Source organism: Polaromonas sp. P1_G1 (assembly GCF_056405595.1).
Window position 1 is genome coordinate 1 of the sequence record NZ_JBFUBU010000006.1, and the last position, 24,904, is coordinate 24,904.

General features: G+C 63.5%; 30 protein-coding genes. 14 read left to right on the forward strand and 16 right to left on the reverse strand.

Going from position 1 to position 24,904, the window contains the following annotated elements:
• Nucleotides 1-520: sulfite exporter TauE/SafE family protein (locus AC1D1Y_RS03605; protein WP_477681139.1), on the forward strand; the 520-nt coding region annotated here is incomplete at its 5' end.
• An 18-nt stretch (nucleotides 521-538) separates the two neighbouring features.
• On the opposite strand, the gene AC1D1Y_RS03610 is transcribed toward AC1D1Y_RS03605, so the two are convergent.
• The 3 genes from AC1D1Y_RS03610 to cysC form a co-directional block, all read right to left on the reverse strand.
• The gene (locus AC1D1Y_RS03610) at nucleotides 539-3,235 is read right to left on the reverse strand and encodes an ATP-binding protein (protein ID WP_477681140.1); all 2,697 of its coding nucleotides are present in this window, start codon (nucleotides 3,233-3,235) and stop codon (nucleotides 539-541) included.
• Nucleotides 3,216-4,319: a sulfotransferase family protein gene (locus AC1D1Y_RS03615; RefSeq protein WP_477681141.1), complete on the reverse strand. Its 1,104-nt coding sequence runs from the start codon at nucleotides 4,317-4,319 to the stop codon at nucleotides 3,216-3,218. The genes AC1D1Y_RS03610 and AC1D1Y_RS03615 overlap by 20 nt, the downstream gene beginning before the upstream one ends.
• A 108-nt stretch (nucleotides 4,320-4,427) precedes the next feature.
• The gene (gene cysC, locus AC1D1Y_RS03620) at nucleotides 4,428-5,135 is read right to left on the reverse strand and encodes an adenylyl-sulfate kinase (RefSeq protein ID WP_477681142.1); all 708 of its coding nucleotides are present in this window, start codon (nucleotides 5,133-5,135) and stop codon (nucleotides 4,428-4,430) included.
• Nucleotides 5,136-5,694: 559 nt separating this feature from the next.
• Between cysC and AC1D1Y_RS03625 the strand changes: the two genes are divergently transcribed.
• From AC1D1Y_RS03625 to AC1D1Y_RS03645, 5 genes are all read left to right on the forward strand, one after another.
• Nucleotides 5,695-6,024 carry an ArsR/SmtB family transcription factor gene (locus AC1D1Y_RS03625; RefSeq protein ID WP_477681143.1) on the forward strand — a complete coding sequence of 110 codons (330 nt, stop codon included), beginning with the start codon at nucleotides 5,695-5,697 and terminating at the stop codon, nucleotides 6,022-6,024.
• Complete coding sequence (locus AC1D1Y_RS03630) at nucleotides 6,021-6,455, forward strand: SRPBCC family protein (RefSeq protein WP_477681144.1); 435 nt, start codon at nucleotides 6,021-6,023, stop codon at nucleotides 6,453-6,455. The genes AC1D1Y_RS03625 and AC1D1Y_RS03630 overlap by 4 nt, the downstream gene beginning before the upstream one ends.
• A gap of 21 nt (nucleotides 6,456-6,476) precedes the next feature.
• Nucleotides 6,477-6,926, forward strand: a complete 450-nt coding sequence (locus tag AC1D1Y_RS03635; RefSeq protein WP_477681145.1) for a DUF1801 domain-containing protein — start codon at nucleotides 6,477-6,479, stop codon at nucleotides 6,924-6,926.
• Between the two features lie 31 nt (nucleotides 6,927-6,957).
• Nucleotides 6,958-7,362 carry a DUF1801 domain-containing protein gene (locus tag AC1D1Y_RS03640; protein WP_477681146.1) on the forward strand — a complete coding sequence of 135 codons (405 nt, stop codon included), beginning with the start codon at nucleotides 6,958-6,960 and terminating at the stop codon, nucleotides 7,360-7,362.
• 160 nt (nucleotides 7,363-7,522) lie between these two features.
• Entirely contained in the window at nucleotides 7,523-7,729 is a 207-nt protein-coding gene (locus AC1D1Y_RS03645; protein WP_477679367.1) for a DUF3606 domain-containing protein, read from the forward strand.
• Between the two features lie 14 nt (nucleotides 7,730-7,743).
• On the opposite strand, the gene AC1D1Y_RS03650 is transcribed toward AC1D1Y_RS03645, so the two are convergent.
• Nucleotides 7,744-7,992 (reverse strand): hypothetical protein, encoded by a 249-nt coding sequence (locus AC1D1Y_RS03650; RefSeq protein ID WP_477681147.1) that lies wholly within the window; start codon nucleotides 7,990-7,992, stop codon nucleotides 7,744-7,746.
• A gap of 221 nt (nucleotides 7,993-8,213) precedes the next feature.
• Between AC1D1Y_RS03650 and AC1D1Y_RS03655 the strand changes: the two genes are divergently transcribed.
• The 3 genes from AC1D1Y_RS03655 (at nucleotide 8,214) to AC1D1Y_RS03665 (ending at nucleotide 9,375) form a co-directional block, all read left to right on the forward strand.
• Nucleotides 8,214-8,402 (forward strand): hypothetical protein, encoded by a 189-nt coding sequence (locus AC1D1Y_RS03655; protein WP_477681148.1) that lies wholly within the window; start codon nucleotides 8,214-8,216, stop codon nucleotides 8,400-8,402.
• Nucleotides 8,403-8,410: 8 nt separating this feature from the next.
• On the forward strand, nucleotides 8,411-8,794 hold the full coding sequence (locus tag AC1D1Y_RS03660; RefSeq protein ID WP_477681149.1) for a VOC family protein: 384 nt from the start codon (nucleotides 8,411-8,413) through the stop codon (nucleotides 8,792-8,794).
• A gap of 179 nt (nucleotides 8,795-8,973) precedes the next feature.
• Nucleotides 8,974-9,375, forward strand: a complete 402-nt coding sequence (locus AC1D1Y_RS03665; RefSeq protein ID WP_477681150.1) for a GFA family protein — start codon at nucleotides 8,974-8,976, stop codon at nucleotides 9,373-9,375.
• Between the two features lie 51 nt (nucleotides 9,376-9,426).
• Here AC1D1Y_RS03665 and pdxR read toward each other — a convergent pair whose 3' ends face one another.
• Entirely contained in the window at nucleotides 9,427-10,869 is a 1,443-nt protein-coding gene (pdxR, locus tag AC1D1Y_RS03670; protein WP_477681151.1) for a MocR-like pyridoxine biosynthesis transcription factor PdxR, read from the reverse strand.
• Nucleotides 10,870-10,898: 29 nt separating this feature from the next.
• Between pdxR and AC1D1Y_RS03675 the strand changes: the two genes are divergently transcribed.
• Nucleotides 10,899-11,582, forward strand: a complete 684-nt coding sequence (locus AC1D1Y_RS03675; protein ID WP_477681152.1) for a LysE family translocator — start codon at nucleotides 10,899-10,901, stop codon at nucleotides 11,580-11,582.
• 36 nt (nucleotides 11,583-11,618) lie between these two features.
• On the opposite strand, the gene AC1D1Y_RS03680 is transcribed toward AC1D1Y_RS03675, so the two are convergent.
• From AC1D1Y_RS03680 to mltG, 8 genes are all read right to left on the reverse strand, one after another.
• The gene (locus AC1D1Y_RS03680; RefSeq protein WP_477681153.1) at nucleotides 11,619-12,302 is read right to left on the reverse strand and encodes a hypothetical protein; all 684 of its coding nucleotides are present in this window, start codon (nucleotides 12,300-12,302) and stop codon (nucleotides 11,619-11,621) included.
• Between the two features lie 109 nt (nucleotides 12,303-12,411).
• The gene (locus AC1D1Y_RS03685; protein WP_477681154.1) at nucleotides 12,412-12,681 is read right to left on the reverse strand and encodes a hypothetical protein; all 270 of its coding nucleotides are present in this window, start codon (nucleotides 12,679-12,681) and stop codon (nucleotides 12,412-12,414) included.
• Between the two features lie 31 nt (nucleotides 12,682-12,712).
• Nucleotides 12,713-13,381, reverse strand: a complete 669-nt coding sequence (locus tag AC1D1Y_RS03690; protein WP_477681155.1) for an ankyrin repeat domain-containing protein — start codon at nucleotides 13,379-13,381, stop codon at nucleotides 12,713-12,715.
• Nucleotides 13,378-14,178, reverse strand: coding sequence for a TatD family hydrolase (locus tag AC1D1Y_RS03695; protein WP_477681156.1), 801 nt, complete (start codon nucleotides 14,176-14,178; stop codon nucleotides 13,378-13,380). Before AC1D1Y_RS03695 ends, AC1D1Y_RS03690 begins: the two co-directional genes overlap by 4 nt.
• Before the next feature lie 110 nt (nucleotides 14,179-14,288).
• The gene (locus AC1D1Y_RS03700) at nucleotides 14,289-14,669 is read right to left on the reverse strand and encodes a PilZ domain-containing protein (RefSeq protein ID WP_436154617.1); all 381 of its coding nucleotides are present in this window, start codon (nucleotides 14,667-14,669) and stop codon (nucleotides 14,289-14,291) included.
• A gap of 60 nt (nucleotides 14,670-14,729) precedes the next feature.
• Complete coding sequence (locus AC1D1Y_RS03705) at nucleotides 14,730-15,833, reverse strand: DNA polymerase III subunit delta' (protein WP_477681157.1); 1,104 nt, start codon at nucleotides 15,831-15,833, stop codon at nucleotides 14,730-14,732.
• Nucleotides 15,830-16,522 carry a dTMP kinase gene (tmk, locus tag AC1D1Y_RS03710; protein WP_477681158.1) on the reverse strand — a complete coding sequence of 231 codons (693 nt, stop codon included), beginning with the start codon at nucleotides 16,520-16,522 and terminating at the stop codon, nucleotides 15,830-15,832. Before tmk ends, AC1D1Y_RS03705 begins: the two co-directional genes overlap by 4 nt.
• Before the next feature lie 2 nt (nucleotides 16,523-16,524).
• Nucleotides 16,525-17,532: an endolytic transglycosylase MltG gene (gene mltG / locus AC1D1Y_RS03715; RefSeq protein ID WP_477681159.1), complete on the reverse strand. Its 1,008-nt coding sequence runs from the start codon at nucleotides 17,530-17,532 to the stop codon at nucleotides 16,525-16,527.
• Nucleotides 17,533-17,616: 84 nt separating this feature from the next.
• On the opposite strand from mltG, the gene ygfZ reads away from it, so the two are divergent.
• Nucleotides 17,617-18,555 carry a CAF17-like 4Fe-4S cluster assembly/insertion protein YgfZ gene (gene ygfZ / locus AC1D1Y_RS03720; RefSeq protein ID WP_477681160.1) on the forward strand — a complete coding sequence of 313 codons (939 nt, stop codon included), beginning with the start codon at nucleotides 17,617-17,619 and terminating at the stop codon, nucleotides 18,553-18,555.
• Nucleotides 18,555-19,376, forward strand: a complete 822-nt coding sequence (locus AC1D1Y_RS03725; RefSeq protein ID WP_477681161.1) for an NRDE family protein — start codon at nucleotides 18,555-18,557, stop codon at nucleotides 19,374-19,376. Before ygfZ ends, AC1D1Y_RS03725 begins: the two co-directional genes overlap by 1 nt.
• Here AC1D1Y_RS03725 and AC1D1Y_RS03730 read toward each other — a convergent pair.
• Together AC1D1Y_RS03730 and AC1D1Y_RS03735 are read right to left on the reverse strand one after the other, a co-directional pair.
• Nucleotides 19,363-20,220, reverse strand: coding sequence for a YbgC/FadM family acyl-CoA thioesterase (locus AC1D1Y_RS03730; protein WP_477681162.1), 858 nt, complete (start codon nucleotides 20,218-20,220; stop codon nucleotides 19,363-19,365). The two genes, AC1D1Y_RS03725 and AC1D1Y_RS03730, sit on opposite strands and share 14 nt — an antisense overlap.
• A gap of 13 nt (nucleotides 20,221-20,233) precedes the next feature.
• A complete protein-coding gene (locus AC1D1Y_RS03735) occupies nucleotides 20,234-21,190 on the reverse strand; it encodes an alpha/beta hydrolase (protein WP_477681163.1) in 957 nt (318 codons plus the stop codon).
• Between the two features lie 157 nt (nucleotides 21,191-21,347).
• Between AC1D1Y_RS03735 and AC1D1Y_RS03740 the strand changes: the two genes are divergently transcribed.
• Both AC1D1Y_RS03740 and AC1D1Y_RS03745 read left to right on the forward strand, forming a co-directional pair.
• Nucleotides 21,348-22,484: an iron-containing alcohol dehydrogenase gene (locus AC1D1Y_RS03740; RefSeq protein ID WP_477681164.1), complete on the forward strand. Its 1,137-nt coding sequence runs from the start codon at nucleotides 21,348-21,350 to the stop codon at nucleotides 22,482-22,484.
• Between the two features lie 324 nt (nucleotides 22,485-22,808).
• On the forward strand, nucleotides 22,809-23,912 hold the full coding sequence (locus AC1D1Y_RS03745) for a porin (RefSeq protein WP_477681165.1): 1,104 nt from the start codon (nucleotides 22,809-22,811) through the stop codon (nucleotides 23,910-23,912).
• Between the two features lie 63 nt (nucleotides 23,913-23,975).
• Here AC1D1Y_RS03745 and AC1D1Y_RS03750 read toward each other — a convergent pair whose 3' ends face one another.
• Nucleotides 23,976-24,878, reverse strand: a complete 903-nt coding sequence (locus tag AC1D1Y_RS03750) for a hypothetical protein (protein ID WP_477681166.1) — start codon at nucleotides 24,876-24,878, stop codon at nucleotides 23,976-23,978.
• Nucleotides 24,879-24,904 lie beyond the last annotated feature (26 nt).

Here is a 24,904-nt window from a genome sequence, read left to right on the forward strand (position 1 = left end):
CTATTCCACCGCGGGCGCGGCGGCGACGGCGGTGCAAAGTTTTGCCTGGATGACGGAACAGGCCGCCGTGGTCAAGCCGCTCTGGGTGCTGTTCCACCTGGCCGTTCTGGGCTGGGGACTGATGCTGGTGGTCAACGCCAGCCAGCCGGCCTGGGCCGACCGGGCAGGGCGATCGGCCTGGTCCCGGGTGGGAGCCGTGGCCGCTTCGCGCGGCGGCATGTTTTCGGTCGGCGCGCTGTGGGCCTTCATGCCTTGCAGCCTGCTGTATTCGGCGCTGCTGGTGGCGTCGTTGAGCGGCGGGCCGTTGCAAGGCGCGCTGGCCATGGCGGCTTTTGCCGTGGGCAGCGGCATCACGCTGCTGCTGGCGCCGCAACTGCTGGCAGGGCTGCGGCGTGCCGGCAACGGCCTGGGCGGGCAACTGGGCGTGCGCCTGGCCGGCGGCGTGCTGGTGCTGTCAGCCGTGTTCGGCCTGTGGGGCGACATGACGCATCGCATCGCGCAGTGGTGCGGGCTGGCGTGAGGGATATCAGGCTCGCCCTCAATGTAAAAAATGCGGCGGGGAGGGGCCGGCATGGGTCTGCACGGGGCTTGGGACGGCGGGAGGGTCTGCGGGAATCTGCAGAATACGCCGGATGGTACTTAACAGCTCAATGTTGGAGGTCCGGACCTTGAACAGGACAGCCTCGGCCTGTTTGCTTACCGTCAGGTCCGCGGCGCTGGGCGAAAACACGATCACCGGCGGCCGCGGATCGAGCGCATCAATGTCCTCCACCAGGTCCCAGCTTGACTCCTTGCCCAGCCCGAGGTCCAGCAGCACCAGGTCAAAGCGCTGCTCTTGCAGCAGGGCACGGGCTTCGTCCAGCGTAGCGGCAAATTTGAAGATGGCAAAATCCTGGGCCACCTCGGCAACGATGCGCTGGATATCGAGATCGTCTTCCACATGCAGTATGCGCGGCTTGCCGACCGGCATGCCGGCGACGGCCCGTCGTACGCTCTGGATCAGCAGGTCTTCATCAATCGGCTTTTGCAGCCAATCCGAAACCGTGAGCGGTTTGTGGTTGAACTGCAGCTGTCCTTCCTCGGCCAGGGCCGAGATCACCACGACCGGCAGCTTGCGTGTGCTTTCGTTGTCGCGCAGCGCACTGATGAAAGCCATGCCGTTCTGGCCCGGCAGTTTCAGGTCCACGGTCACGGCATCGTAGCTGCTCCGCGCAAGACAGGCCAAAGCTTGTTCCGCGCTATACGCCATCTCAGCCTCAAATCCGGCCTTGGCCAGCATCATGCTGATGAGCCTTGCCACGTCGGGGTCATCCTCGCAAATCAGGATGCGCGGCTGGAAGGCGTCAGCCTTGGCCCGGAACGGCTGCAGCAGCGGCACCGTGTTCTGCCATTCGGGCAACTCGAAGAAGAAGGTGGTGCCCGTTCCCACCGCGCTGCTAAAGCCTATGCTGCCGCCCATCTTCTCGATGAGCGCCTTGGAAATGTTGAGCCCGAGACCGGTCCCGCCTTTTTGCCGGGTGTCGGAAGAATCCGCTTGCGAAAATTTCTGGAAAATGCGGCCGCGAAACTCCTCCGGAATGCCGGGGCCGCTGTCCACCACTTCGACCCGAACACTCTGGGCCAGGCACGATACCCGCACCTCCACCGCCCCGCCCGGCGGCGTAAATTTCACTGCATTGGACAGCAGGTTGGTCAGCACCTGGATCATGCGGTCCCCGTCAATGCGCACCTGCAGCTGCGCATCGGGTGCCTGCAGCCGCAAGGTCACGCTGTATTGGCCCGCGAAACCCTCGTTGGCGGCCAGCACCTGCTGGACCAGCGGCCTGATGTCCATGACCTGCAGGTCCAGGCGCATCTTGCCGGACTCGATCTTCTCGCTGTCCAGCATGTCGTTGATCAACCGGATCAGGCGCTCACAGTTGCTCTTGGCGATGCCCACCAGGTTCTTCACGGCCTCAGGCAACTCACCGCCCACGCCGCCGAAGATCAGCCCGAGCGAGCCGCGGATGGAGGTGAGCGGGGTCCTCAATTCGTGCGAGACCGTCGAAATGAATTCGTTCTTCATGTTTTCGACCTTCTTGCGTTCTATCAGGTCGTAGGCAACGCAAAGAAAACCAGTGAGCGCGAGCTGCTCATCCCTCAGCGCCGTGACCGATACCATGACGGGCAAACGGCTGCCGTCCTTACGGATATAAGTCCATTCCCGCTCGTCTGCCGAGCCGCCGCGCGCCCTCGCAACGAGCGTTTCGAAACCGGCCTTGACCGGCTGTTTCAGTTCAATGCTTAGTTGTTGCGCTCGCTCTTCCATTTCGGTTTGGTCATGCAACAAGTCAGGCGTATGCCGGGCGAAGACCTCGTCGGCCGAGTAACCCAGCATGCGATGCGCGCCGTTGTTGAACAGCCGGATCATGCCCTTGGTATCGGTCGAGATGATGGAGAAATTGGCGCTATCCAGGATTGCCTGTTGCAGTTCCGTGCTTTCCGACAGCTGATGATTCAGCGCGCGCTCGACCTCCCGGGAGCGTTTGCGCACCACCAACCAGAACAGCAGCGCCAAGCCGAATGCGGTGGAGGTGGAGGCTGCAACGATGAATCGCGCCTGCTCCGACTGTGCATTGTTGCTCGCGACCAATTCTTGCATATTCGCGACCTGCTCGTCGGACAGCTGTTGTACCGCGGCCTGAAAGCCGTTCTGTGCATACATCAGTTCCTGCTCAATGATGCGGCTGACTTCGCGCTCGTCGCCGGCCATTTTTGCCCGGAATGCGTCGCTACGGATCTTCTGGTATTGCAAGCGCCGTTCGGTCGCCGCGAAAAAGGTTTCCGCAATCGGCCCCTCGTGCAAGGCTGCATCCAGTTTGCGCAGGATACCGTTGACTTTTTTGACCGTTTCGTCGATCTCGACCCGAACTTCCTTTTCAAGTACCGGGTCATTGATTTTGAGCAGAAGCAGCGTCCGCAAGGTGTTGGCCCGCGTCAAGCGATGCCATTCCTTGATCTGCCGCTCCACCGTCAGTCCCGCGTCCACGACCTCATCGTTGACGCGCTCCAGCTTCATGATCCACCACACTCCGGTGATGGCGATCAACGCGGTGAATGCCAGCATGGAGCCCAAGCCGACAAGGAGCTTTCCTTTGATGCCGCCGAATTGCCAATGTTTCATCGCAGTTTCTTTATTTCGCATCCAATTTCGCCATGTTCGCCATAGAGGAATTTCACGCAATGCGTGCCGCATCGCGGACCTTGGCTGCATCGGCGATCGGCAAATTTTCCAGGCGATTGCGCACCTGCTGCAGATAGTCCAACCGGAAACGGCGCAAAATGAAATCCCGGTAATCGTTGTGCTCCAGATCGCGCCAGGCGCACCGCTTCGCCACCTCGGAACATTCACGGGAGCGCGCCATCATGCTGTCGCTGATCACCGCCTGTGCATCGGTCATCCGTTCATAGCCATACAGCGCCATGTAGTCGCGCGCCAAGGTTTCGATCACTTCGATTTCTTTCATCGACAGTTGCGTTTTGAACTTGTCCGTGTTGGCGGCTATCGGCGCGAAACAATTCGAAGCCCAGAGCGCCGACATGTGGGATAGCTGTTGCGCCTCGTGCGAACGCGTTACATCCAGCATTTGCGGCAGGTACTCGATGCCGAAAAAGCGGCAGACCTTGCGCAGCGTGCTCTCTTGATCGGCAAGAAAATCTTCATAGCGGACGGTAAGCACCCGTTCCGGATAACGCTCGGCCAGTGACAGCGCCACACGATACGCATCAACCCATGCCTTCGCGTTCAGGGTGGTATCGAAATCGTGGATGATGGCGCGGGTCATTGAGGCGACCTGCGCGCGCGGATCTCGCACGACATTCAGGAACAGCAGCTGCGGAAACAGGCTCATCAACTCGTCCGCGTAGTGCACGCTGTCGAGCGATTTATCCATGACAATTCCTGCGTCATGCTGCTCCCCGGCGCGTAGCAGCAACTCCCAGACGATGCGATGCACGCTGCGCCGTTCGTGGCGTATCGCCTCGAATATCTGCCTCGGGTCAAATGCCACGTTTGACCACTTTACCGGGCTTGCTGCCTGCAAGCCCACCACATCCACCACCATGCGGAAGTAAGCCTGGTCATCGGAAAGATCGCCATAGAGCGGCACCAAGGCCATGAAATCCACGATATGCAGCGGATAGGGCGAGTAAAAATGTGGATTGAAGTTCAGGCGCAAGCGCAAAGCATGGCTGCCGCAGCGCCGCAGCGGAATCATCAGTACCGGCCGTGGGCGAGAGTGCACAGCGGCGCCGACGTCCTTTGCTCCTGCTACTTCCATATGCCTGCTCCCGTTATTGTCTATATTGAATGTGGTGAAGTATTCAACATAAAAAGGCCAAAGAAATTTCCGGCCAATCAGCCATGAGGACCGCTCTGTGTTGCTGGCTCATGTGAAGCAGCGCTCCGAAACAAGGTCGAGCAAGGTCTGGGTCGAATCTTTCAGGGGCAGTGCGTCGGTGTCGAGCACCAAATCAGGTATTAGCGGTGTTTCGTAGGGAGACGAGATGCCGGTAAATTCCGCAAGCTGTCCGGCGCGAGCCCGTACATAGAGTCCTTTCGGGTCGCGCTGCTCGCAGACTGTTGCCAGCGTACTGACATGGACTTCAATGAATCGCGCATCGCCGATGATGGCTTGAGCCATTTTCCGGTCGTCCCGGAACGGCGAAATCAAGGCGGTGATCACGATCAATCCGGCTTCATTCATCATGTGCGCGACTTCGGCCGTGCGTCGAATGTTCTCACGTCGGTCCGGCGCGGAAAATCCCAAGTCTTTGCTCAGTCCATGCCGGAGGTTGTCGCCGTCCAGAACGAAGCAAGGATGGGCAAGATCCAGCAGCATTGTTTCCAATGCGTATGCGATCGTGGACTTTCCCGCGCCGCTCAATCCGGTCAACCAGATCGTGGCCGGCGCGTGCCCGAGCAAGGCTTGCCTGCAGTGCTCGGTGACTGTGCCGGAATGGTAGAAAATATTTGTGCCAGGCAGGCCGCCGCCCTGTACTGAAGGCTGTACGGCTACTGCAGCAACGTCAGTCGCGGAGTCCTTCGTATGCATAGACGTTCCCATGCTGGGAGTTCCTCGTTTGAATGCGTTCATCCAATCTGGATGTTGCGCAAGCGCAATATCGGCATGTCAATATCGGACAGCAACGCGAAAAATCACAAAAGCAAAACAAAGATACTCTGCGATCGTTATTAGTCAATACTACCTTCGTCTATGTGGAAGCTTGAATTGCGCTGAAGGCGCACAAGCTGAGCATCAAATCTCGCAGGCGCTTCGTGCGCACCACCAACAGCGATCATGACTCGCGCAATACGCGAGCGACACACATACCGGCGAGCACTGCGGAAGCCCGGACTTCGCGGCTCAATGAGTGCACCGGCCAATCCGCACCACAAGGTACGGGCCGGGAGCTTCATGAAGACAGTACTACCTTCGTCTACGTGAAAGTTGTTAGGCAATATTACCTTCGCGTTTTCGGCCTGGTATCCCCTTAAACCGGACCGCTCATCATCGGAGACTGATCGCGGGCGAGGCCTTCACCCCCCGCAGTGCCGTCGTAGTCACGGAAATCCAGCCGGCCAAATAAGCCGGTTTCCCTGCCGGCCTTCTGCCGGGGTTGACAGATCAATAACCATCGAGTTATGCTTTCGACATGCCAACAGCAACCATCGCGGACGAAGTTTTCAAGGCGCTTGCCGATCCGACACGGCGGGCGATTTTTGAACGCCTGGCCCGTGACGGTACGCAGACCGTGCGCGCCTTGACGGACCGCGCGGGTGTGTCGCAGCCGGCCGTATCCAAACACCTGCGTGTCCTGAAACAGGCGCGGCTGGTGAACGACAGGCGCGATGGGCGCGAGACGCACTACAGCGCCGAACCRCTGGCGCTTGCGCCGCTGCGCGACTGGATGAGCGACTACGGCGCGTTCTGGCATGACCGTTTTGATGACCTTGAATCATTATTGAAAAGGATGGACCAATGAGCGCAACCCAAACCCCGATCCAAAGCCAGGCTTCCACTGAAACCCGCTCCGTCGTTGTCGAGCGCGAGATCCCGTACCCACCGCAAAAGATCTGGCGCGCACTCACGCAGCCGCAGCTGATCGCCGAGTGGCTCATGAAAAACGACTTCCAGCCCGTGGTCGGCCACGGCTTCAAGCTCAGCGCCGACTGGGGCGCCGTCGACTGCGAGGTGCAGACTGTTGAGCCCGAGAAAACGCTGTCCTATACCTGGGCGGCCTATGGCCTCGAGAGTGTGGTCACCTGGACCTTGACGCCCACAGGCACGGGCACCCGTTTGCGCATGGAGCAGGCGGGTTTCCGGACCGACCAGGAACAGGCCTACCAGGGCGCAAAACACGGCTGGCAGCAGTTCTTTGCCCAGCTGGAGCAGGTCCTGGCACGCCCAGCCTGAGCTTTGACGCGAGGCCCTGAAATGAACGCCATGGCCAGAAAGACAGCCGGTGCGCCAGCCAAGTCCGCGAAGCCCGTCCTGCTCTCGGGCGGCAACCCGCAGATCGCGAAAGGCGAGGGCGACGCTCCCGTGCAAGCCTATATCACGGCCATGCCGGGATGGAAAAGCGATGTCGGGCGCCGCCTCGACGCGCTGATCACGCGCACCGTCCCCGGCGTGCGCAAGGCCGTCAAGTGGAATTCGCCGTTCTACGGCCTTGAAGGGCAGGGCTGGTTCCTCAGCTTTCATTGCTTCACGCACTACGTCAAGGTGGCCTTCTTTCGCGGCCTGTCGCTGCGTCCCGTACCGCCTGTCGAATCCAAAAGCCAGGACACGCGCTACCTCCACATCCAGCAGGACGGGCAGTTCGACGAAGCCCAACTGGCCGCCTGGATCCAGCAGGCCAGCGAATTGCCCGGCGAAAAAATGTGAACGGCACAACCCAGAAGAAAGCGACATCACCATGAAAAAAGCGATGGCGAGCGATACGGCGCAAGACAAGGACGGCGGTTCCGTCTCCGCGCAGATAGACGCAAAGATCAAGGCCCTCGACGACTGGCGCGGCGAGACGCTCGCGCGTATCCGCAAGATCATCCAGCAGGCCGTGCCTGAGGTGGTCGAGGAACTCAAGTGGCGCGGCGTTCCGGTGTGGTCGCACGGCGGCATCATCTGTACCGGCGAGACCTACAAGAGCGCCGTGAAGATGACCTTCGCCAAGGGCGCCAAGCTCGAGGACCCTGCAGGTCTTTTCAATTCCAGCCTCGAAGGCAACACCCGGCGCGCCATCGATATCCATGAAGGCGACAAGATCGATGAAAAGGCCTTGAAGGCGCTCATACGCGCCGCCGCGGCGCTGAACAAGCCCTGATCCGACCCGGTTTACGTCGCATCCCGGCCTGCGTCTCCTCTAATTAGAGGATGCGACACCGCCCAAAAGATAGGAAAGTCGCGTAAAAGGATTAATCCTTGACTGGCAACGGCCAAGGCCACCCTCGGCATCCTGTAATTTCCCATCTGAAGGGAGAAACATGACGGCTTCGCGAGTTCCCCCAACAGCCGACGCGGGCAAGCGCATCAGCCTGCTGGATCCGCTTGCCGTGCGCGACTGGTGCGCCGAGCTGCAATGCACGGAGCTTGAACTGCGGGCGGCTGTCTATGCCGTGGGCAGCGAGCCCGAAGAGGTCCGCCGCTACTTTGGTCGCGGCCGGAAAACGCCGGCGGTGATCGAGGACTGAGAGCCTTCAGTCCGTCAGTACCGGGAGTCGTCCCGGGCGTCCGGCGACCACTCGGGGATGCCGGCTTCGAGCCGGCGCAGCGCGAGGCGGTGTTCCACGTCCTCGCACCATTGCTGGAATTCCTCGGGCGCGGGCCCTGCTCCCTTCTGGAAGGCAGCCATCTTTTGCATAAACACCTGGTAGCGCCGTGTGCGTTCGAGCTCTTCATGCTGCTCAACTCTCACAGCGGCGCGCAGCGTTTCCATGACTTTGGAATTAGCCATACGCCCCTCCTGGGCAGTCAAGAAACAGATAAGAAAACACCGTTGGAACTGGGATTTTCTAGAGAAGGTCAATAGGGTTGCAACCGGAAAATTGTGAAAAAGTTTTTCTTTCTATGGGGAAGGGCTCCTCCATTTGGAGGTTTTTTTTGTAGGTTCCGGCTGAGCCGGTAAAACGTTTTTCGCCGACAAAACGAACTACTTTAGTTTGCGAATGATGCGGCATGAATACTTTATTCCACCCCCCTGTCATCGAGGTCCCCGCGCCCGAGGAGCAGCAGGAAGCGTCCAGCACCGCTGAACTGCTTCTGGCCCTGGCGTTGGGTGTGTGTGCTCTCGCGGCGGTACGCCTGGCGGGGTTCGCGGCATTTGCCATCGCGCAGCTGCTGGGACAGCTGTGGGGCCGGGGTTAGGGGACAAAATGCACAGAAGCCGGCTGGCCACCATCGTCATCGATTGCCAGTCCGAGGAACCGGATGCGGCGGCCGCCTTCTGGTCCAGGGCCTTGGGCTGGACATCGGAAAAACTTCCCGATCCCGAAAACGCGAACTACCGGCAGCTGGCCACGCCGCCGGGTGAGGTCACCGTGCTGGTGCAGTCCGTCAACCATCCCAGCCGCGTGCACATCGACATCGAGACCGACGACATCGAAGCGGAAGTCCAGCGCCTGGAAGGCCTGGGCGCACGCCGCGTCGCGCACATCAAGCGATGGTGGGTGATGGAAGCGCCGACCGGCCAGCGCTTTTGCGTGGTGCGCCCGCAGCGCTCCGACTTTGAGCGCAATGCCAATGTCTGGGACGACTAGCCGGAGTGCCCCCAGCCCCTGCCATCCGTTTTTCCGGATGCGGCTTTTTCCTACATGGCGCGGCCCGGGTGCTGGCTATATTGGGTTGGCGATTTGATCCGATCGCACTCTCATTTGGAATGAGAAATTTCCGGCCCGGACCATCCGGGCTTTTTTTTGGGCGTCAGGCCGGAGCAGCCATGCAGGTTCATGGAAGTTGCCATTGCGGGGACATTCGCTACGAAGCCGAAGTGGCCCCCGAAGAGACGGCGATCTGCCATTGCACGGATTGCCAGAAGCTCACGGGTTCCGCTTACCGGGTCTCCGTGCCCGCAAGAGGGGGTTCATTCCAGCTCGTCGCGGGCGAGCCCAGAATCTATGTCAAAACCGGCGACAACGGTGCAAGGCGGGCCCAGGCCTTTTGCCCGCGATGCGGCTCGCCGCTCTACACCTACGCGGCCGACGATCCCGGGATTTACGGGCTGAGGGTGGGTTGCATCGCCGAACGCGAAGCGCTGGTTCCGACGGCGCAGAAATGGTGCCGCTCGGCGCTGCGGTGGACCGAAAACATTGCGGGCGTGCCAGGGCGGGAAGGGGACTAAAACTAGAGGGTCGAAGGCCGCGCCAAAAAGCTCACCTTGGGGCAGGGCGGTTTAGCTCAACAGCTTCACCAGCGCCTGTACCCCGGGGACCACCACCTCGTCGTCGCCGATCAAGCCCAGCCCGAAGGTTAAGCCGTTGTAGCGAAGCCGCCGCTGGCCGGAGCGGTCCAGCGCTTCTACCGCTATCCCCGCCTCGGTGGCCACCCGTGCCGTCTCATACGCTTCGAACTGCGGTGCGAGCATCGCGCTCACGTGCAACCCGGCCGACGACGGCAGCGGTATCAGCAAACCTTCCGCATGCTGCTCGATGGCCTGCAACAAGGCGCCGCGCCGCCCAGCATAGACGCGCTGCATGCGCCGCACATGCCGTGCGAGATGCCCTTCGCGGATAAAGGCGGCCAGCGCCAGCTGGGTCAGCAGGGGCGGCGCGCCCTGAGTGGCGTGCAGCGCCGCGGCGAGCCGCTCACGGGCCCAGGGCGGCGCCACCACGAAGCCGACGCGCAGGGCAGGGAACATCACCTTCGAAAAAGTGCCGACATAAAACACCAGGCCCTGGTCATCGAGCGAATGGAGAGCATCGAGCGGACGGCCGCCGAAGCGGAATTCCCCGTCGTAGTCGTCTTCGATCACGACGGCCTGGTGTTGCCGCGCATGTTCAAGCAGTTGCGAGCGGCGGGCCAGCGACATCGCGGTGCCGACCGGGAACTGGTGTGAGGGCGTAACGCAGATCACGCTGGCCTGCGGCGGCAGGCGGTCGACGCGCAAGCCTTCGTGATCGAGCGGGACGCGCTGCAGTTGCGCGCCGCGAAACGCCATGGCCGCGTGCAAGGGCGCATAGCCCGGGTCCTCGACGGCTACCACCRTGGCCTGCGGCGTGACGAGCACGTCGGCCAGCAGGGCGAAGGCATGCTGTGCGCCCGAGGTGATAAACACGTCGCCGGCGCTGCAGGCCACCGCGCGCGACAGGGATACATGGGCGGCTATCGCTTCGCGCAGCAGGGGGTCGCCGGCGGGATCGGTATAGGCCCGGGGCGCACGCGCGAAGTCGTGCTGGGCGCGGGCGCAGAGGCGGCGCCAGGTGTCCCAGGGCAGCTGTGAGTGGTCCGGCAAGCCGACCCTGAAGTCGAAACGCGGCCCGGTGGACATGGCCTCGGTGGACCACGGTGCCACCTTTTGCCAGGCGTCGGGCAGGTCGGCCCAAGCCAGGGCAGGTGAGTCGGATGGCTGCGCCGCGGGCACGCGCGCCGGCACCGCGGCCGCGACAAAGGTGCCCGCACGCTGGCGGGACAGCAGATAGCCTTCGCTCGCCAGCTGTTCGTAGGCGGCAACCACGGTGTTGCGCGACACACCGAGCCTGGCTGAGAGTTCGCGCGTGGTAGGCAGGCGCAGGCCCGCGRCCAGTCGGCCGTCGATGATCGCGGCCCGGATCTGGCGGTGCAGGGCGGCGAAGCGGTCCCGGGACCCGGCCGCCGGCATGTCGATGTTGAATTCCATGCGTGTTATGGACCTGGTAAATTTCAGAATTGTGGATCTTCAACGGTACCATATTCGATGCCATCCTCGGCCCCAACAAGGAAGGTGATGCATTGATGGATACCGCGCTCGTCCTGCTCTCGCTGTTCGTGATCGACAGCCTGGCCATCGTCAGTCCCGGCCCGAACATCCTGCTGGTCGTGCATGCGGCCGCCGAACGTGACCGGCGCGGCGCTTTGCTGATAGCAGTCGGCCTGGCCAGCGCCGGCGCGATGTGGGCGCTGGTCGCGGTCACGGGCCTGACGGCGGTTTTCGAGCTGGTGCCATCGCTGCAGACGGCGATCCGCATCGCCGGCGCGGCCTACCTGCTTTACATTGCCGTCCGCCTGTGGCGTTCGCACGCGGGACCCAAACCCACGGTGACCATTTCCGGACGCGAGGCGGAGCCGGCACACAAGGCGCTGCTGCGCGGTGTTGCCACCGGCCTGCTGAACCCAAAGTCGCTGGCTTACTTCGGCAGCATCTTCGTGCTGCTGGTGCCACCCGATGCCGGCTGGCCGCTGCGCGCCGCGGCGGTCGCGCTGGTGCTGTTTGATGCGCTGCTGTGGTACAGCCTGGCCGCCTGCCTGTTCTCGACGCCGCGCGTGATCGAGGGCTATATGACGCTGCGCCGGCCGATAGACCGCGCCTGTGCCGCGCTGATGGCGGCGTTCGGGATCAAGCTGATGCTGTGAACTATCCGGAGTACGGGCTGGGGTAGCGGGGCCCGCTCACTCGAAGAACACGGTGCAGGCCGACCAGCTCACCACTTCCGGGGAGGAGGAAGCCGGCGTAGGCGTGCCGACCAGCGAAGTCAGGTGCAACACAGGCCATTTCGAGCCGGGAAGTGCTTGCCCGTGCACCTTGGCCACTCGTATCCATCGCTTGCCGGGGTCGTCGCCAACCGTCGTTTCGTTGTAGTCCAGGCGGCCAAGGGGGCGTGAATCCGAAGGCTGGCCTGCCGGGCGCCGGAGCTGCCGAGGCATGTTCACGTCAGGGCCCGCATCGTAGCTGGACGAACGTGTGTGTTCCAGGATATGTCCGGCGAGGCGCAGATCGCCAGGCTCACGCTTCAGCGGCCTGGAATCCACAAGCCAGAGGTCCGCGGGCGCATCACGCAGGACGTTGGTCGGCGAATGCGGCGAGGCCGCGTGCAGCCTGAACACGCCCTGAGCCTTCCCGAGATAGCTCACAGTGAAAGGCATGCGGCGGATGGTGACCGACGCGCCGTTCGATTCCACGGGACGGTCGTTCTGGCTTAGCTGGATATCACCGCAGCGCGTGTTGACCGGCTCGGGGCGATCAGAGGCGCAACCGGCAACAAGCGCCACGCAAACAGCGATCAGGCTGGCCGTCCTTGCCGTCCTGCCAGGAAACGCGGCCATCTGTGCCGGCCAAAGTAGGGTGCGATTCATGCGGACCTTTCGGGGCTTGGGTTGTACGTCGTGTCGATCTGAATAAGACTTAACATAATATACATCGTGGAATCTAAAGGAATGCACAAAGGCTTCACCCAAAGGCTGTCTACGGCTTGGACCTTGCTGGCTGGCCATGGCCTTGCCTGGCCGCACGAATCGCAGCGGCCCGCTTGCGGATCGAATGGATGCAGGCGAAAACACCTCCTATGGCCAGAAAGAACTGGAACCAGAAAGCGAACCAGAACCAGCCGGGGTCATTGGCAAGGCGGATGATCCTTGTGGACCGGCCAAAGCCTATCTCCGTGGTCATCAATGAATTCAGGCAGGCGTAGCCCAGCCAAAGCATCGCGGCGAGCATGACCAGGTCACCCAGCATGGCCAGCGCCTGCCGCCACGTCATCGCCAGTTCACCATTGCCCGGCCGGCCGCTTGGCGCGGATCGCGGCGGCTATCGCTTCGACCGAGTCCGGGCGGTTGCCGCGCTCGGCGAACTGCACGGCGGTCAGGCCTTGCTGGTTCTTGAGCTGCGGGTCGGCGCCTTCCTGCAGCAGCAGCTTGACGGCCGCGGCCGTGCCGTACATGGCGGCCATCATCAGCGGCGTCGTCCCGTTGGGCGATTCAGCGTCGATGTAGGCGTTGTTTTCCAGTAGCAGGCTGATGAGGGCCAGGTGGCCGTTGGTGGCGGCGTAATGCAGAGGCGTCCAGCCGGTCTTGTTGACGTCGGCGCCCTTCTTGATCAGCTTTTCCGCCAATGCCTGGTGGTCCTTGAGGACGGCCAGCATGAGGGCGCTTTCACCCTTGCTGTTGAGGGCGTTGACGTCGATTTTCGGCCAGTCGATCAACACCTCGGCGGAATTGAGCGAAGGCTCGCGCAGGGCGATGAACAGGCCGGTCTGGCCGTTGGGATCGACCGTATTGGGGTCAAACCCGCGCCGCAGCAGGTTCTGGATGACGGCGGGATTGTCCTGTTTGATGGCCAGGAAGAAGTCTTCATAGGAACCGGCGTTCGAAGAAGAAAATCCAGCAATAACAATAAGATAAATTATCTTCTTAAAGTGATGAATGAGGTTTTTCATGGTGCTTTGACCCCATTGAACAGCTGCTCGAAGTTGCGGCTGGTGGCTTCGGCGATGGCCTCCAGCGGCTTCTGGGTCAGTTCGGCGATCTGTTTGGCGACGAAGGGCACGTAAGACGGGTTGTTGGTTTTGCCGCGGTAAGGCATGGGCGCCAGGTAGGGGCTGTCGGTCTCTATCAGCATGCGGTCCAGCGGCACGAACTGGGCGACTTCACGCAGGTCGGCTGCATTCTTGAAAGTCAGGATGCCGGAAAACGAGATGTAAAACCCGAGGTCCAGGGCCGCGCGGGCCACGGCCAGGGTTTCGGTGAAGCAATGGAAAACGCCGGTGGCGGCACCGGCCTGCCCCACGCTCCCGCCCTCCTCTTTCAGGATGGCAATCGTGTCGTCGGAAGCGCTGCGGGTGTGGATGACCAGCGGCTTGGCGGTCTGCCGGGCCGCGCGTATGTGGACCCTGAAGCGTTCGCGCTGCCATTCCATGTCGGCCACGGTGCGCTCGCCCAGGCGGTAGTAATCGAGCCCGGTTTCGCCGATGCCGACCACCTTGGGCAGGGCGGCGCGCTCCAGCAGGTCGTCCAGGCTGGGTTCGCGCACGTCCTCGTTGTCGGGGTGCACACCCACGGTGGCCCAGAAGTTGTCATAGCGCGTGGCCAGGCCGTGGACGGTCTCGAACTCTTCCAGGGTGGTGCAGATGCACAACGCCCGGTCGACCTGGGCGTCCTGCATGGCCTGGCGGATCTGCGGCAGCTGGGCCTGGAGCTCGGGAAAGCTTAAATGGCAGTGGGAGTCGGTGAACATTTCCGGAATGGCTCCAGGCTCTGGATAGGTGCTGCTGCCCCTCTATATATACAGAGGAACAGAGTTTGAATGCATGAAAACCGGGGCGGCCGGCGCAGCCGCCGGCTGGCTTAAATCGTCTGCGTGGGCCTATCGGAGGCCAGGTGCGCGCCGAGGATTTCTTCGATCTTGATCTTGAGCAGGCGGGATTTTTCGTCGGACGGAAAACGCACGCCCACGCCCTGGGTGCGGTTGCCGGCCGCCCTGCCTGGGGTGACCCAGGCGACCTTGCCGGCCACCGGGTAGCGCTGCGTGTCTTCGGGCAGCGTCAACAGCACGTAGACGTCGTCGCCGAGCTTGTAGTCGCGTGCCGTGGGGATAAAAACGCCGCCTTCCTTGAACAGCGGGATGTAGGCGGCGTAGAGCGCCGCTTTTTCCTTGATGGCCAGCTGGACGACGCTGGGCCGGGCGCCGGCGGCTGCGGGGGAACTGGCGGGGGGCAGTGTGCTCATGGCTTTAGTTTATCGGTTTGGGAGGGGCGATGTCCGGAATTGCAGCAAGAATGGCCGGCTTTATTTGGCGTTGAGCGCCTGCCGGGCGCGGCTGACCAGGGATTCGAGCATCAGGCCCGGGTTGTAAGGATGCTCGACGGTGCGGGCAATGGCCGACAGCTCGCGTGACCAGCTGGCCAGCGCATACAGCCCGGCGCCGGCCTTGCCGGCAGCGGCGGACAGGTCGGCGGCATTGAAAAACCGCGGTGCGGCGCCCATGCGCACGGCCAGCACGTCGTGGCAGAGCTTTTGCAGGGCGTCAACCGCCTGCGCGGGCGCCCAGTCCGACAGGGCGCTGACATCGCCGCGCGCCATGGCTTTGGGCAGGGCCTGCCAATGCTGGGCGGATTCGCCGGGCGGGCTCTCCTGCGCCCAGGCCAGTGCATCGGCGGGGCGCCCGCCGGCCGCGACCAGCAGGGTTTGAAGGTCGGCCGGCTTGGGCGCTGGTGCGGCTTTTTTGGGGGCACCGCCCTCGCCCGCCTGGCTGGTCTCCTGCTGGAGCCAGCCCAGTGCCAGCTCAAAGTCCGGCCAGACCATGGTGTGGCCCAGGCAGCGGCTGCGTATGGTGGGCAGCAACTGGTGCGCCGCGTCGGTGGCCAGGATGAACTTCACGGCGCCGGGAGGCTCCTCAAGTGTCTTGAGCAGGGTGTTGGCCGTGACGTTGTTCATGCGCTCGGCCGGGAACACCAGCACCACCTTGGTCGTGCCGCGCGAACGCGTGAACTGGGTGAAGGACACGGCTTCGCGCGCGGCGTCGACCTTGATTTCCTTGCTGGGCTTGCGCTTCTTGCTGTCGAGCTCGTCCTGGGTTTTTTCGTCCAGCGGCCAGCCCAGGGCCAGCGACAGGGTCTCGGGCATCAGCATGCAGAGGTCGGCATGGGTGTGCACGTCGACCGCGTGGCAGCTGCCGCAATGGCCGCAGGCGCCCTGCGGCGTGGGCTCCTCGCAAAGCCAGGCGCGGGCAAGCGCCAGCGCCAGTTCGAATTGGCCCAGGCCGGATGGCCCGCTGAGCAGCCAGGCGTGGCCGCGCTGGGCCAGCAGGCTTTCAAGCTGGGTTTGCAGCCAGGGCGCCAGCGGCGGGTTGTTTGATTCAGCCGGGGCGTTCACGGTATCGCTGTCGCTCATGGCAGCCAGCCCTTGGCCATGAAGACCTGGCGCACCGCCTGCCAGACCTCGTCGCGGCTCTTGGCGGCGTCGATGCGGGCGAAACGTTCGGGGTGGTTTTTCTGCCGGTCGGCATAACCTTGCGCCACCCGGCGGAAAAACTCCACCGGCTGGGCCTCGAACTTGTCAGGCACGCGCGCGCCGGCCAGGCGCAAGGCGGCTTCTTCAGGCGCCAGGTCGAACCAGACGGTCAAATGCGGCTCGATCACGGTTTCGACTTCGGGCTTCATGGGCGAGTTACCGGCCGGGTCGCCCAGCAGGCCTTCGTCGGACTGCACCCATTGCTCCAGCGTGGCCAGCAGCTTCAGGTCAAAGCCGCGCCCTGCGCCCTGGTAGGCAAAGGTGGCGTCGGTGAAACGATCGCACAGCACCACGTCGCCGCGCAGCAGCGCCGGGGCGATCACGTTGACGATGTGGTCGCGCCGCGCCGCGAAGATCAGCAGTGACTCGGTCAGCGGGTCCATGGCCTCGTTGAGCACCATGGCACGCAGCTTCTCGGCCAGCGGCGTGCCGCCAGGCTCGCGCGTCGGCGTCACCGCCCTGCCCTCGGCCCTGAAAGCCTCGGCCAGGCCGGCGATGTGCGTGGACTTGCCGGCGCCGTCTATGCCTTCGAAGCTGATGAAGAGGCCGCTGAGAGGTCTGGTGCTCATGGTCACTGGCCTCTTATGTACTTGTTGACCGCACGGTTGTGCTCATCGAGGCTGCCGCTGAAATGGCTGCTTCCGTCGCCGCGCGCCACAAAGTAGATGGCTTTGGTCGGCGCCGGCTGCACGGCTGCCAGCAGCGCGGCCCGGCCCGGCATGGCGATCGGCGTGGGTGGCAAGCCGGCGCGGGTATAGGTGTTGTAAGGGGTGTCGGCCAGCAGGTCGCGCTTGCGCAGGTTGCCGTCGAACTTGCTGCCCAGGCCATAGATCACGGTCGGGTCGGTCTGCAGCAGCATGCCCAGGCGCAGCCGGTTGGTGAAAACGCCGCCTATCTGCGCCCGGTCCGACGGCTTGCCGGTTTCCTTTTCGACAATGCTGGCCAGGATCAGCGCCTCGTCGGGGGTTTTAAGCGGGGTGTCCGGGTTGCGCAGGGCCCAGGCGGCGTCCAGGCGTTTGTCCATGGCGCGCGCCGCGCGCTTGAGCACGGCCAGGTCGCTGGAGCCCTTGGCATAGGTATAGGTGTCGGGGAAAAAGCGGCCCTCGGGGTGCACGCCCGGTTTGCCCAGTTTTTCCATGATGGCCTCGGGCGCCAGGTTGAGCGTGTCGGGCGACAACTGTTCGGCCTTCTGCAGCGCCGCGCGCACCTGGTTGAAGTTCCAGCCTTCGACCAGCGTCACGCTTTTGAGGGCTTGATCACCCCGCACCAGCATGCTGAGCAGCTTTTGCGGCGTGGTGCCGGGCGCCAATTCATAGCTGCCGGCCTTGATCAGCCGACCCTGACCCGAAAAGCGGAACCAGGCATGGAGAAAAATCGCCGGCACATCGGCGCCGCTGGCCACGATGACGTCTGCCACACCGCTGGCAGGGGTGCCGGGTTCAATTTCCAGATCCACCACCTGGCTGCCGGGCGGCAACCGCAGGGGAATCGGCTCGTTCAGCCACCACAGGGCCGCACCGAACAACAGCAGGGCGCCGGCAAATACCAGGATCAACAGACTTGTAAAGACACGACGCACAACCCAGCTACCTTTTCAGTACAGAACGCAAAAGCTCAGGCCTATGATAATTCAGCCCATCTCCCCACCGACCGTGAAGACCCCATGACCCTGCCCAGCACCGCCTCCCCGATTTCCGGCATCACCGAACTGACGCACCTGGGCGTGATCCGCGTGGCGGGCGACGACGCCGTCACCTTCCTGCAGGGCCAGCTGACGCAGGACGTGGCGCTGATGGGTGAGCAAGAGGCGCGCCTGGCCGCCTTTTGCAATGCCAGGGGCCGCATGCAGGCCAGCTTTGTGGTTTTTAAACATGGCGCGGACCTGCTGCTGGTCTGCAGCCGCGACATCCTGCCGGCCACGCTCAAGCGCCTGTCGATGTTTGTGCTGCGCGCCAAGGCCAAACTGAGCGACGCGAGCGCCGAATTCGCCTTGTACGGCGTTGCCGGAGCCGCCGTGGCGCAGGTCGCGGGCCGTGCCGGTGCGCTTTGGGAAAAGATGGATCTGGGTGACGCCAGCCTGGTGTTTTTGCACCCCGGCGCCGGCCAGGCACGCGCGCTGTGGTGCGCACCGGCCGGGGCGCCCGCGCCGCAGGGCTCACCCATCAGCCTGACCGATTGGCAATGGCTGGGCGTGCGCTCCGGCATCGCGATGATCACCCAGCCGATCTTTGAAGCCTTTGTGCCGCAGATGCTCAATTACGAATCCGTGGGCGGCGTGAACTTCAAGAAAGGCTGCTACCCCGGCCAGGAAATCGTGGCGCGCAGCCAGTTCCGCGGCACACTCAAGCGGCGCGCCTATGTGGCCCACACCGCCGGCACGCCTGCGGTGGGGCAAGAGGTGTTTCATGCTTCCGATGCCGGGCAGCCCTGCGGCATGGTTGCCGCGGCGGCGCCCAACCCGGCTGGCGGATTTGACGCTATCGTGTCCATGCAGACCTCCGCGGCGGCCGATGCCGCCGCCGGCCGGCTGACTTTGGGAAGCGCTTCAGGTGAAATCCTCGCCCTGCTCCCCCTGCCCTACGCGCTGCTCGAAGACATCTGATGTGCCTGGTTGCGTTTGCGATTGGCGCCTCAGCTCGATGGCCGCTGGTGATCGCGGCCAATCGTGACGAATTCCTGGAGCGGCCCACGCTGCCGCTGGCGCGCTGGAAAACCGCCTCGGGCCAAGAGATCATCTCCGGCCGCGACTTGCGCGCCGGCGGCACCTGGATGGGCATCACGCCTGCCGGCCGCATCGCTTTTTTGACCAATGTGCGGCAAGCCCAGCCCGACGCCGCACCACGTTCGCGCGGCGAACTGGTCACGCGCTGGCTCGAAGGCAGCGGCGATGCGGCGGGTTTTGTGGCGTCGCTCGAAGACAAGGGGGCGGCCTTTGGCGGCTTTAACCTGGTGCTGGGCGACTTGCGGCAAAAGGCCTGGACCTGGGCCACCAACAAATATGAGGGCGCGCCTGCCTTGCATGCCCAGGCTTTGTCGCCTGGCCTCTACGGTCTTTCCAACGCCGGGCTGGACACGCCCTGGCCCAAAACCCTGGAACTGAAGCGCGTGCTGGCGGCCGCCTTGCAAACCGGCGATGGCCATGAGGGCCTGCAAAAGCTGCTGTGGACGGCGCTGGGCAGCCGGCAGCGCGCCTTGCCTGAGGACCTTCCGCACACCGGCGTGCCACCCGACCTGGAGGAAGCGCTCTCAAGTGCTTTTGTGGAAGTGCCGGAGCGAGCCTATGGCACACGCTGCAGCACCGTGCTGCTGGCGACGGCGTCCGGCGCCGGGTGGAATATCGAGCTGGAAGAACGCACCCATGGTCGCGAGGACCCGGCCGTCGCCGCAGTACATCGCGAGCAATTCAGCATCAAGGCGCCTTGACCATCTCGATGTGCGGAATGCCGACTTCCTCAAACGGCTCGCCGCGCGGCAAGAATCCAAGGCGCTGGTAAAAGCCCTCGGCGCTGCGCTGGGCGTAGAGCATCACTTCGCCGTCACCGCGGCTGCGGGCCGCTTCCATCAAGGCATTCAGGATGTCCCGGCCGACGTTGGAGCCGCGCAGCGCGCGGTGCACCGCCATGCGGCCTATCTTGCCCACGCCGTCCGCGTGGCGGACCAGCCGCCCCGTCGCAATGCCCTGCCCCAGGCCGTTGTAAGCCACGGCATGCAGGGCCGTGCTGTCGGCCTCGTCCCATTCCATCTCCATGGGGATGCCCTGCTCCTGTACGAAGACGGCGGTGCGCACCTTGCCGGCGTCGGCGCCCAGCGCGGCCCAGTCGCCGGTCTTGATCCGCAGCATGGCCTCGCCGGCTTCATAGCCCGTCAGCACGCAGCGCAAGACCTCGGGTACGGGTTTGGAGGTCTGCGAGGCCGGGTCGGCAAACACGTACACCAGCTCGCAGCTGATCAGCAGTTCATCGCCGCGGAAGATCGCGCCCGAAAACGCCATGGACGAATTGCCGATGCGCGAACACTTGAGCGCCACGTCGATCTGCTCGTCAAAACGGGCCGAGCCGTGGTATTCCACGGTCGCTTTCTTGACGTAGAGGTCTCCGTCCAAGTGCACCATGGCCTCTTCATACGGCAGCGCCAGCGCGCGCCAGTAGTCGGTGATGGCCGTGTCGAAGTACATCAGGTAGTGGGCGTTGAACACGATTTTTTGCATGTCCACCTCGGCCCAGCGCACCCGCAAGCGGTGAAAAAAGCGGAAGTCCTGTCGTTTCATGCTTGTCGTCTCCTTATGGATCCAGCCCGAAGGCGCCGCGCAGCGCCGCCGCCGCGTCGGCCTGGGCGCGCCGAGCCTCGGGAATGATGCGGCCCATCTTGATGAATTCATGAGTCACGCCGCGGTAAATCTCCAGGTCCACCGCTACTCCGGCGATGCGCAGCTTGTCGGCATACATCACGCCTTCGTCGACCAGCGGGTCGCATTCGGCCAGGCCCACCCAGGCCGGCGCCACGCCGTCCACGTCGGGTGCGTTGAGCGGCGCGAAACGCCAGTCGTCGCGGTCCGCCGGGCTGCGTACGTACTGCCCGAAGAACCAGGTGATGTCGGCCTCGTCCAGCACAAAACCCTCGGCGAAGGTCTTGTGCGAAGGCGTGTCCTGGTGGGCGGTGCAGCCTGGGTAAATCAGCAGTTGCAGGGCCAGCGGCAAGCCGGCGTCACGCGCCAGCACCGCGCACATGGCGGCCAGCGTGCCGCCCGCGCTGTCGCCGCCCACGGCGATGCGGGAGGCGTCCAGTCCGAGTGAGGCGGCATTCGCGGCCAGCCACTGCAGTGCGTCCCAGGCGTCGTTGGCCGCCGTCGGGAACTTGTGCGCCGGCGCCAGACGGTAGTCGACCGACACGACGGCGATGCCGGCCAGCAGGCTCAGCTGCCGGCACAGGATGTCATGCGTGGCGACGCTGCCCACCGTGAAACCGCCGCCGTGGAAGAACAGCAGCACCGGCAGGATCTGGTTCGACGGGGCATACAGCCGTGCGCCCAGTAATTCGCCGTCGCGCGCGGGGATGCGCAGGTCCTCCACACGGTCCAGCGCGGGCTTGGGGATTTCCAGCACGCCGGCGCCGGCCTCGTAGGCGGCCCGGGCCTGGTCCGGGGTCAAGGTATGGAACGGCGGGCGATTGGCGCGGGCGATGCGGCTGAGCACGTCGCGCATGGCGGGGGTCAACAGGGTTTGCGGGTTGGGCGGCATCAGTGAAAGGCGGGGATCAAAACGCGGGCACTATCGCCGAGGTGACGGGAATCGGGGTTGGCGCGCGGGGGATTCGGGCGGAATGCCTTGAAAGCCATTAAAGTCAGCGCAAGGACCCGCATAGCCCCACATCGTACAACGCAGAAAGACAGCCCGCATGGCCTTCATTTATTACGTCACCCAGATCCAGTTCGAGTTCGGCGCCGTGAAACTGCTCAAGCAGGAATGCGAGCGCGTGGGCATCACGCGCCCGCTGATCGTGACCGACCCCGGCGTCAAGGCGGCCGGCATTTTGCAAAAAGCGCTGGACGCGCTGCCGGGCATGAAGGTCACGGTGTTTGACCAGACGCCCTCCAACCCGACCGAGGCCGCGGTGCGTGCCGCGGCCGAACTCTACAAATCCAGCGGCTGCGACGGCCTTATCGCCGTGGGCGGCGGCTCGGCGATCGACTGCGCCAAGGGTGTGGCCATCGCGGCCACGCATGAAGGCCCGCTGACCACCTACGCCACCATCGAAGGCGGTTCCCTCAAGATCACCGACCGCGCCGCGCCGCTGATCGCCGTGCCCACCACCAGCGGCACCGGCAGCGAGGTCGCGCGCGGCGCCATCATCATCGTGGACGACCACCGCAAGCTGGGTTTCCATTCCTGGCACCTGGTGCCCAAAACCGCGATCTGCGACCCCGAACTCACGCTGGGCCTGCCCGCCAAACTGACGGCCGCCACCGGCATGGACGCCATCGCGCATTGCATGGAGACCTTTATGTCGGCGGCCTTCAACCCACCGGCCGACGGCATCGCGCTGGACGGCCTGGAGCGCGGCTGGGCGCACATCGAGCGCGCTACCCGCGACGGCAGCGACCGCGATGCGCGTTTCAATTTGATGAGCGCCTCCATGCAGGGCGCCATGGCCTTCCAGAAAGGCCTGGGCTGCGTGCATTCGCTGAGCCACAGCCTGGGCGGCGTGGACCCGCGCCTGCACCACGGCACGCTGAACGCGATGTTCCTGCCGGCGGTGGTGCGCTTCAACGCCCAGGCCGAGTCGGTGCAAAAAGACAATCGCCTGAACCGCATGGCACGCGCCATGGGACTGGCCTCAGGCGGCGACATTGCCGAGGCCATCCGCGACATGAATGCCCGGCTGGGCCTGCCCACCGGGCTGGCCGCGATGGGCGTTCAGCGTGAGCAGTTCGGGCAGATCATCACCGGCGCGCTGGCCGACCATTGCCACAAAACCAACCCGCGCATTGCCAGCGCGGGGGAATACGAAGAGATGCTGGCGGCTTCGCTCTAGCGCCCTGCCCGCCCGTGCCGCCTTATCAGCAGGCGGCAAGACCTGCACCCGCTCCTTGCGTCCGGTGCCACAGACTGCGACCCCGTTCCGCACTCCAGCAATCAGGACCGGAAGCGGAAATCCCGGATATGGTTACGTTTAATAACCATAAACGAGCGACTTGGCAAGAGTCTATTTACTTATCTTTTATAACCAAAATACCGTTACGCTTGGCCCGTGGTTAACGATTTCCACGCAATCGGCTGCGGCGGGTTGCGGGGCGCAGGGATCCGGGAGGGCGCCAGGTCGGTAAGCACGCCAGATCAACAACATACAGGAGACATCATGAAAACCCAATTGTTCGCACTCTCGGTGCTGTCGGCGGCCTGCTGCACGGCCCAGGCCCAAAGCTCCGTCACGGTCTATGGCGTGCTCGATTCCTTCCTCGAGCTGGCGTCCGCGGGCAATGGCACCGTGACGCGCATCTCCAGCGGCGGCGCCATGGGCTCGCGCTTCGGCTTTCGCGGCTCGGAAGACCTGGGCGGCGGCCTGAAGGCGAACTTCATACTGGAAGCCGGTCTCCTGCTGGACACCGGCGCCAGCACCGGCACCGCCACCGTCCCGACCAGCACCGTCCCGACGGGTGCCTCCTATATGTTCCAGCGCCTGGCGACGGTGGGCCTGAGCGGCGATTTCGGCGCCGTCAACATCGGCCGCCAGTACACGCCGCACTTCGGCACCATGGCGGCATTCGACCCGGCCGGCTTCACCATGTCGGGGGCCTTGAACTACTATGCCGGCCCGGGCGTCGGCATCAATGGCGGCTCGCTCGCCGATGCCACCACGCGCCGCGACAACTCCATCCAGTACACGACGCCGACCTGGGGTGGCTTCAAGGCCAATGTGTTTTACGCCTTCGGCGAATCGACCGGTGTGGGCCAGCCCAAGTCCACCGGCAACACGCTCAACATCGCCGCCGGCTACAGCAGCAGCACGCTGTCGGCACAAGTCAGCTACCTCACGGAAAAAACTATTTACATCGTCGGCAACACCGACAAGTACACCGACCTGGCGGTTTCCTACGATTTCGGGGTGATCAAGCCTTCGGCCATCTTTGTGCGCCGCCGCGGTGACGCGGCCACCGCGCCCGCGCTCGATGCCTACCAGGTCGGCGCCTCGGCCCCCCTGGGTACGGGCAAGCTGATCGCCACCTACGGCCGGCTCAAAAACAAGACCACGGCGAATTCGGATTCCAAGGCCATCGGCGTGCGCTACGACTACCCGCTGTCCAAGCGCACCACGATTTACGGCGGCGCGACCAAGATCAGCAACCAGGCCGCTGCCGGCTACACGATCAGCGGCGGTGGCGGCAGCTCGCCGGGCCTGGCGCTCTCAGCCGTCGGCCAGAGCCCGAAGTCGGTGTACCTGGGTATTGCGCACATGTTTTAAGAAGCTGTCCGCGCCCTGAAGGGGGCGCGGCGCGCTCAAAGCGGGCCCAGCTGCCCCAGGCCTTCACCCGGCCCTGCGAATCAGGCCGATACCGCGTAATGCATCGTCAAAATGCATCAGCATGTTGCCGCGCAACGGCCATGAGGGGGCGGCAGCATCCATGCGCAGGGACAGCTTCCAGTCGTAAGGCCAGAAATCACCATCATCGGCTTTTGCAGTTTGCACAAAGCAACGGTGCAGCAGCAATTCACGAGCCTCATCAATAGTCAACCCATACTCTTGAAGGTGATCGACGACATTGGCTGGTGTCGCAGCCAAATCAATTCGCCCGTCCACATTGAGAAAAGCATACTGATCGATCAGGTAGTTGCGGTGATAGCTGGTGCGCCAACGCGAGTTACTCCCCCAACCATGCGACAAGTCAGAAGCCCGCCGTGCACGACGCTGGTTGCAAAAATACAAAACGCCAGCATCGGCAATGCCTTTGACTATGCCCCGCGATGGGTTGTTCGGGATAGAGATACCGCAGCGAGAAAACACCAATTCGCCCCAACGCAGACCAGGCCACAGCGTTTGCATGGGGGCGTTGGCTGATTCATCTGTAACATCGGCCACTTCACACAGCGCCGGGATGAATTCGGCGCCCGCATCAAACGTTTGCATTCCTAAACTCGCCCAGAATGCCTTGTATTCGGCAGGTGACAACCTTGCATCCTCGAGCGCACAGATCAACTGGTCATTCAGGACGCTTAACGCAAACATTTCCTGCAGTTCAATCTGAAATTCGTCCTCAGGCAGCGCGCCGGGTAACGAGGTTCCCAATTTACGCCAATGAGTCATCGCCATGAGCGCATCACGGGCGATGATCAGGTTGGGCTGCAACACCTCAGCAAAGGGAGCCTCGCCCCGGTAGTTCATCCACTCCAGACACATYACGCGAAAACTCTCGCCCGTTTGCATCACCATTGGCTGTTTCCTTCGAGTTATTTCAC

Coding starts and splice junctions, on each gene's coding strand:
- AC1D1Y_RS03650 (WP_477681147.1), bottom strand. CDS start 7,992: ATGGCTAATTCCAAAGTCATGGAAACGCTGCGCGCCGCTGTGAGAGTT.
- AC1D1Y_RS03705 (WP_477681157.1), bottom strand. CDS start 15,833: ATGAGCGACAGCGATACCGTGAACGCCCCGGCTGAATCAAACAACCCG.
- AC1D1Y_RS03735 (WP_477681163.1), bottom strand. CDS start 21,190: ATGCCGCCCAACCCGCAAACCCTGTTGACCCCCGCCATGCGCGACGTG.
- cysC (WP_477681142.1), bottom strand. CDS start 5,135: ATGAACGCATTCAAACGAGGAACTCCCAGCATGGGAACGTCTATGCAT.
- AC1D1Y_RS03665 (WP_477681150.1), top strand. CDS start 8,974: ATGCAGGTTCATGGAAGTTGCCATTGCGGGGACATTCGCTACGAAGCC.
- AC1D1Y_RS03615 (WP_477681141.1), bottom strand. CDS start 4,319: ATGGAAGTAGCAGGAGCAAAGGACGTCGGCGCCGCTGTGCACTCTCGC.
- ygfZ (WP_477681160.1), top strand. CDS start 17,617: ATGACCCTGCCCAGCACCGCCTCCCCGATTTCCGGCATCACCGAACTG.
- AC1D1Y_RS03725 (WP_477681161.1), top strand. CDS start 18,555: ATGTGCCTGGTTGCGTTTGCGATTGGCGCCTCAGCTCGATGGCCGCTG.
- AC1D1Y_RS03645 (WP_477679367.1), top strand. CDS start 7,523: ATGACGGCTTCGCGAGTTCCCCCAACAGCCGACGCGGGCAAGCGCATC.
- AC1D1Y_RS03640 (WP_477681146.1), top strand. CDS start 6,958: ATGAAAAAAGCGATGGCGAGCGATACGGCGCAAGACAAGGACGGCGGT.
- AC1D1Y_RS03695 (WP_477681156.1), bottom strand. CDS start 14,178: ATGTTCACCGACTCCCACTGCCATTTAAGCTTTCCCGAGCTCCAGGCC.
- AC1D1Y_RS03745 (WP_477681165.1), top strand. CDS start 22,809: ATGAAAACCCAATTGTTCGCACTCTCGGTGCTGTCGGCGGCCTGCTGC.
- AC1D1Y_RS03610 (WP_477681140.1), bottom strand. CDS start 3,235: ATGCGGCACGCATTGCGTGAAATTCCTCTATGGCGAACATGGCGAAAT.
- AC1D1Y_RS03655 (WP_477681148.1), top strand. CDS start 8,214: ATGAATACTTTATTCCACCCCCCTGTCATCGAGGTCCCCGCGCCCGAG.
- AC1D1Y_RS03740 (WP_477681164.1), top strand. CDS start 21,348: ATGGCCTTCATTTATTACGTCACCCAGATCCAGTTCGAGTTCGGCGCC.
- AC1D1Y_RS03660 (WP_477681149.1), top strand. CDS start 8,411: ATGCACAGAAGCCGGCTGGCCACCATCGTCATCGATTGCCAGTCCGAG.
- AC1D1Y_RS03630 (WP_477681144.1), top strand. CDS start 6,021: ATGAGCGCAACCCAAACCCCGATCCAAAGCCAGGCTTCCACTGAAACC.
- AC1D1Y_RS03680 (WP_477681153.1), bottom strand. CDS start 12,302: ATGAATCGCACCCTACTTTGGCCGGCACAGATGGCCGCGTTTCCTGGC.
- tmk (WP_477681158.1), bottom strand. CDS start 16,522: ATGAGCACCAGACCTCTCAGCGGCCTCTTCATCAGCTTCGAAGGCATA.
- AC1D1Y_RS03730 (WP_477681162.1), bottom strand. CDS start 20,220: ATGAAACGACAGGACTTCCGCTTTTTTCACCGCTTGCGGGTGCGCTGG.
- AC1D1Y_RS03635 (WP_477681145.1), top strand. CDS start 6,477: ATGAACGCCATGGCCAGAAAGACAGCCGGTGCGCCAGCCAAGTCCGCG.
- AC1D1Y_RS03700 (WP_436154617.1), bottom strand. CDS start 14,669: ATGAGCACACTGCCCCCCGCCAGTTCCCCCGCAGCCGCCGGCGCCCGG.
- AC1D1Y_RS03685 (WP_477681154.1), bottom strand. CDS start 12,681: ATGCTGGGTGACCTGGTCATGCTCGCCGCGATGCTTTGGCTGGGCTAC.
- AC1D1Y_RS03690 (WP_477681155.1), bottom strand. CDS start 13,381: ATGAAAAACCTCATTCATCACTTTAAGAAGATAATTTATCTTATTGTT.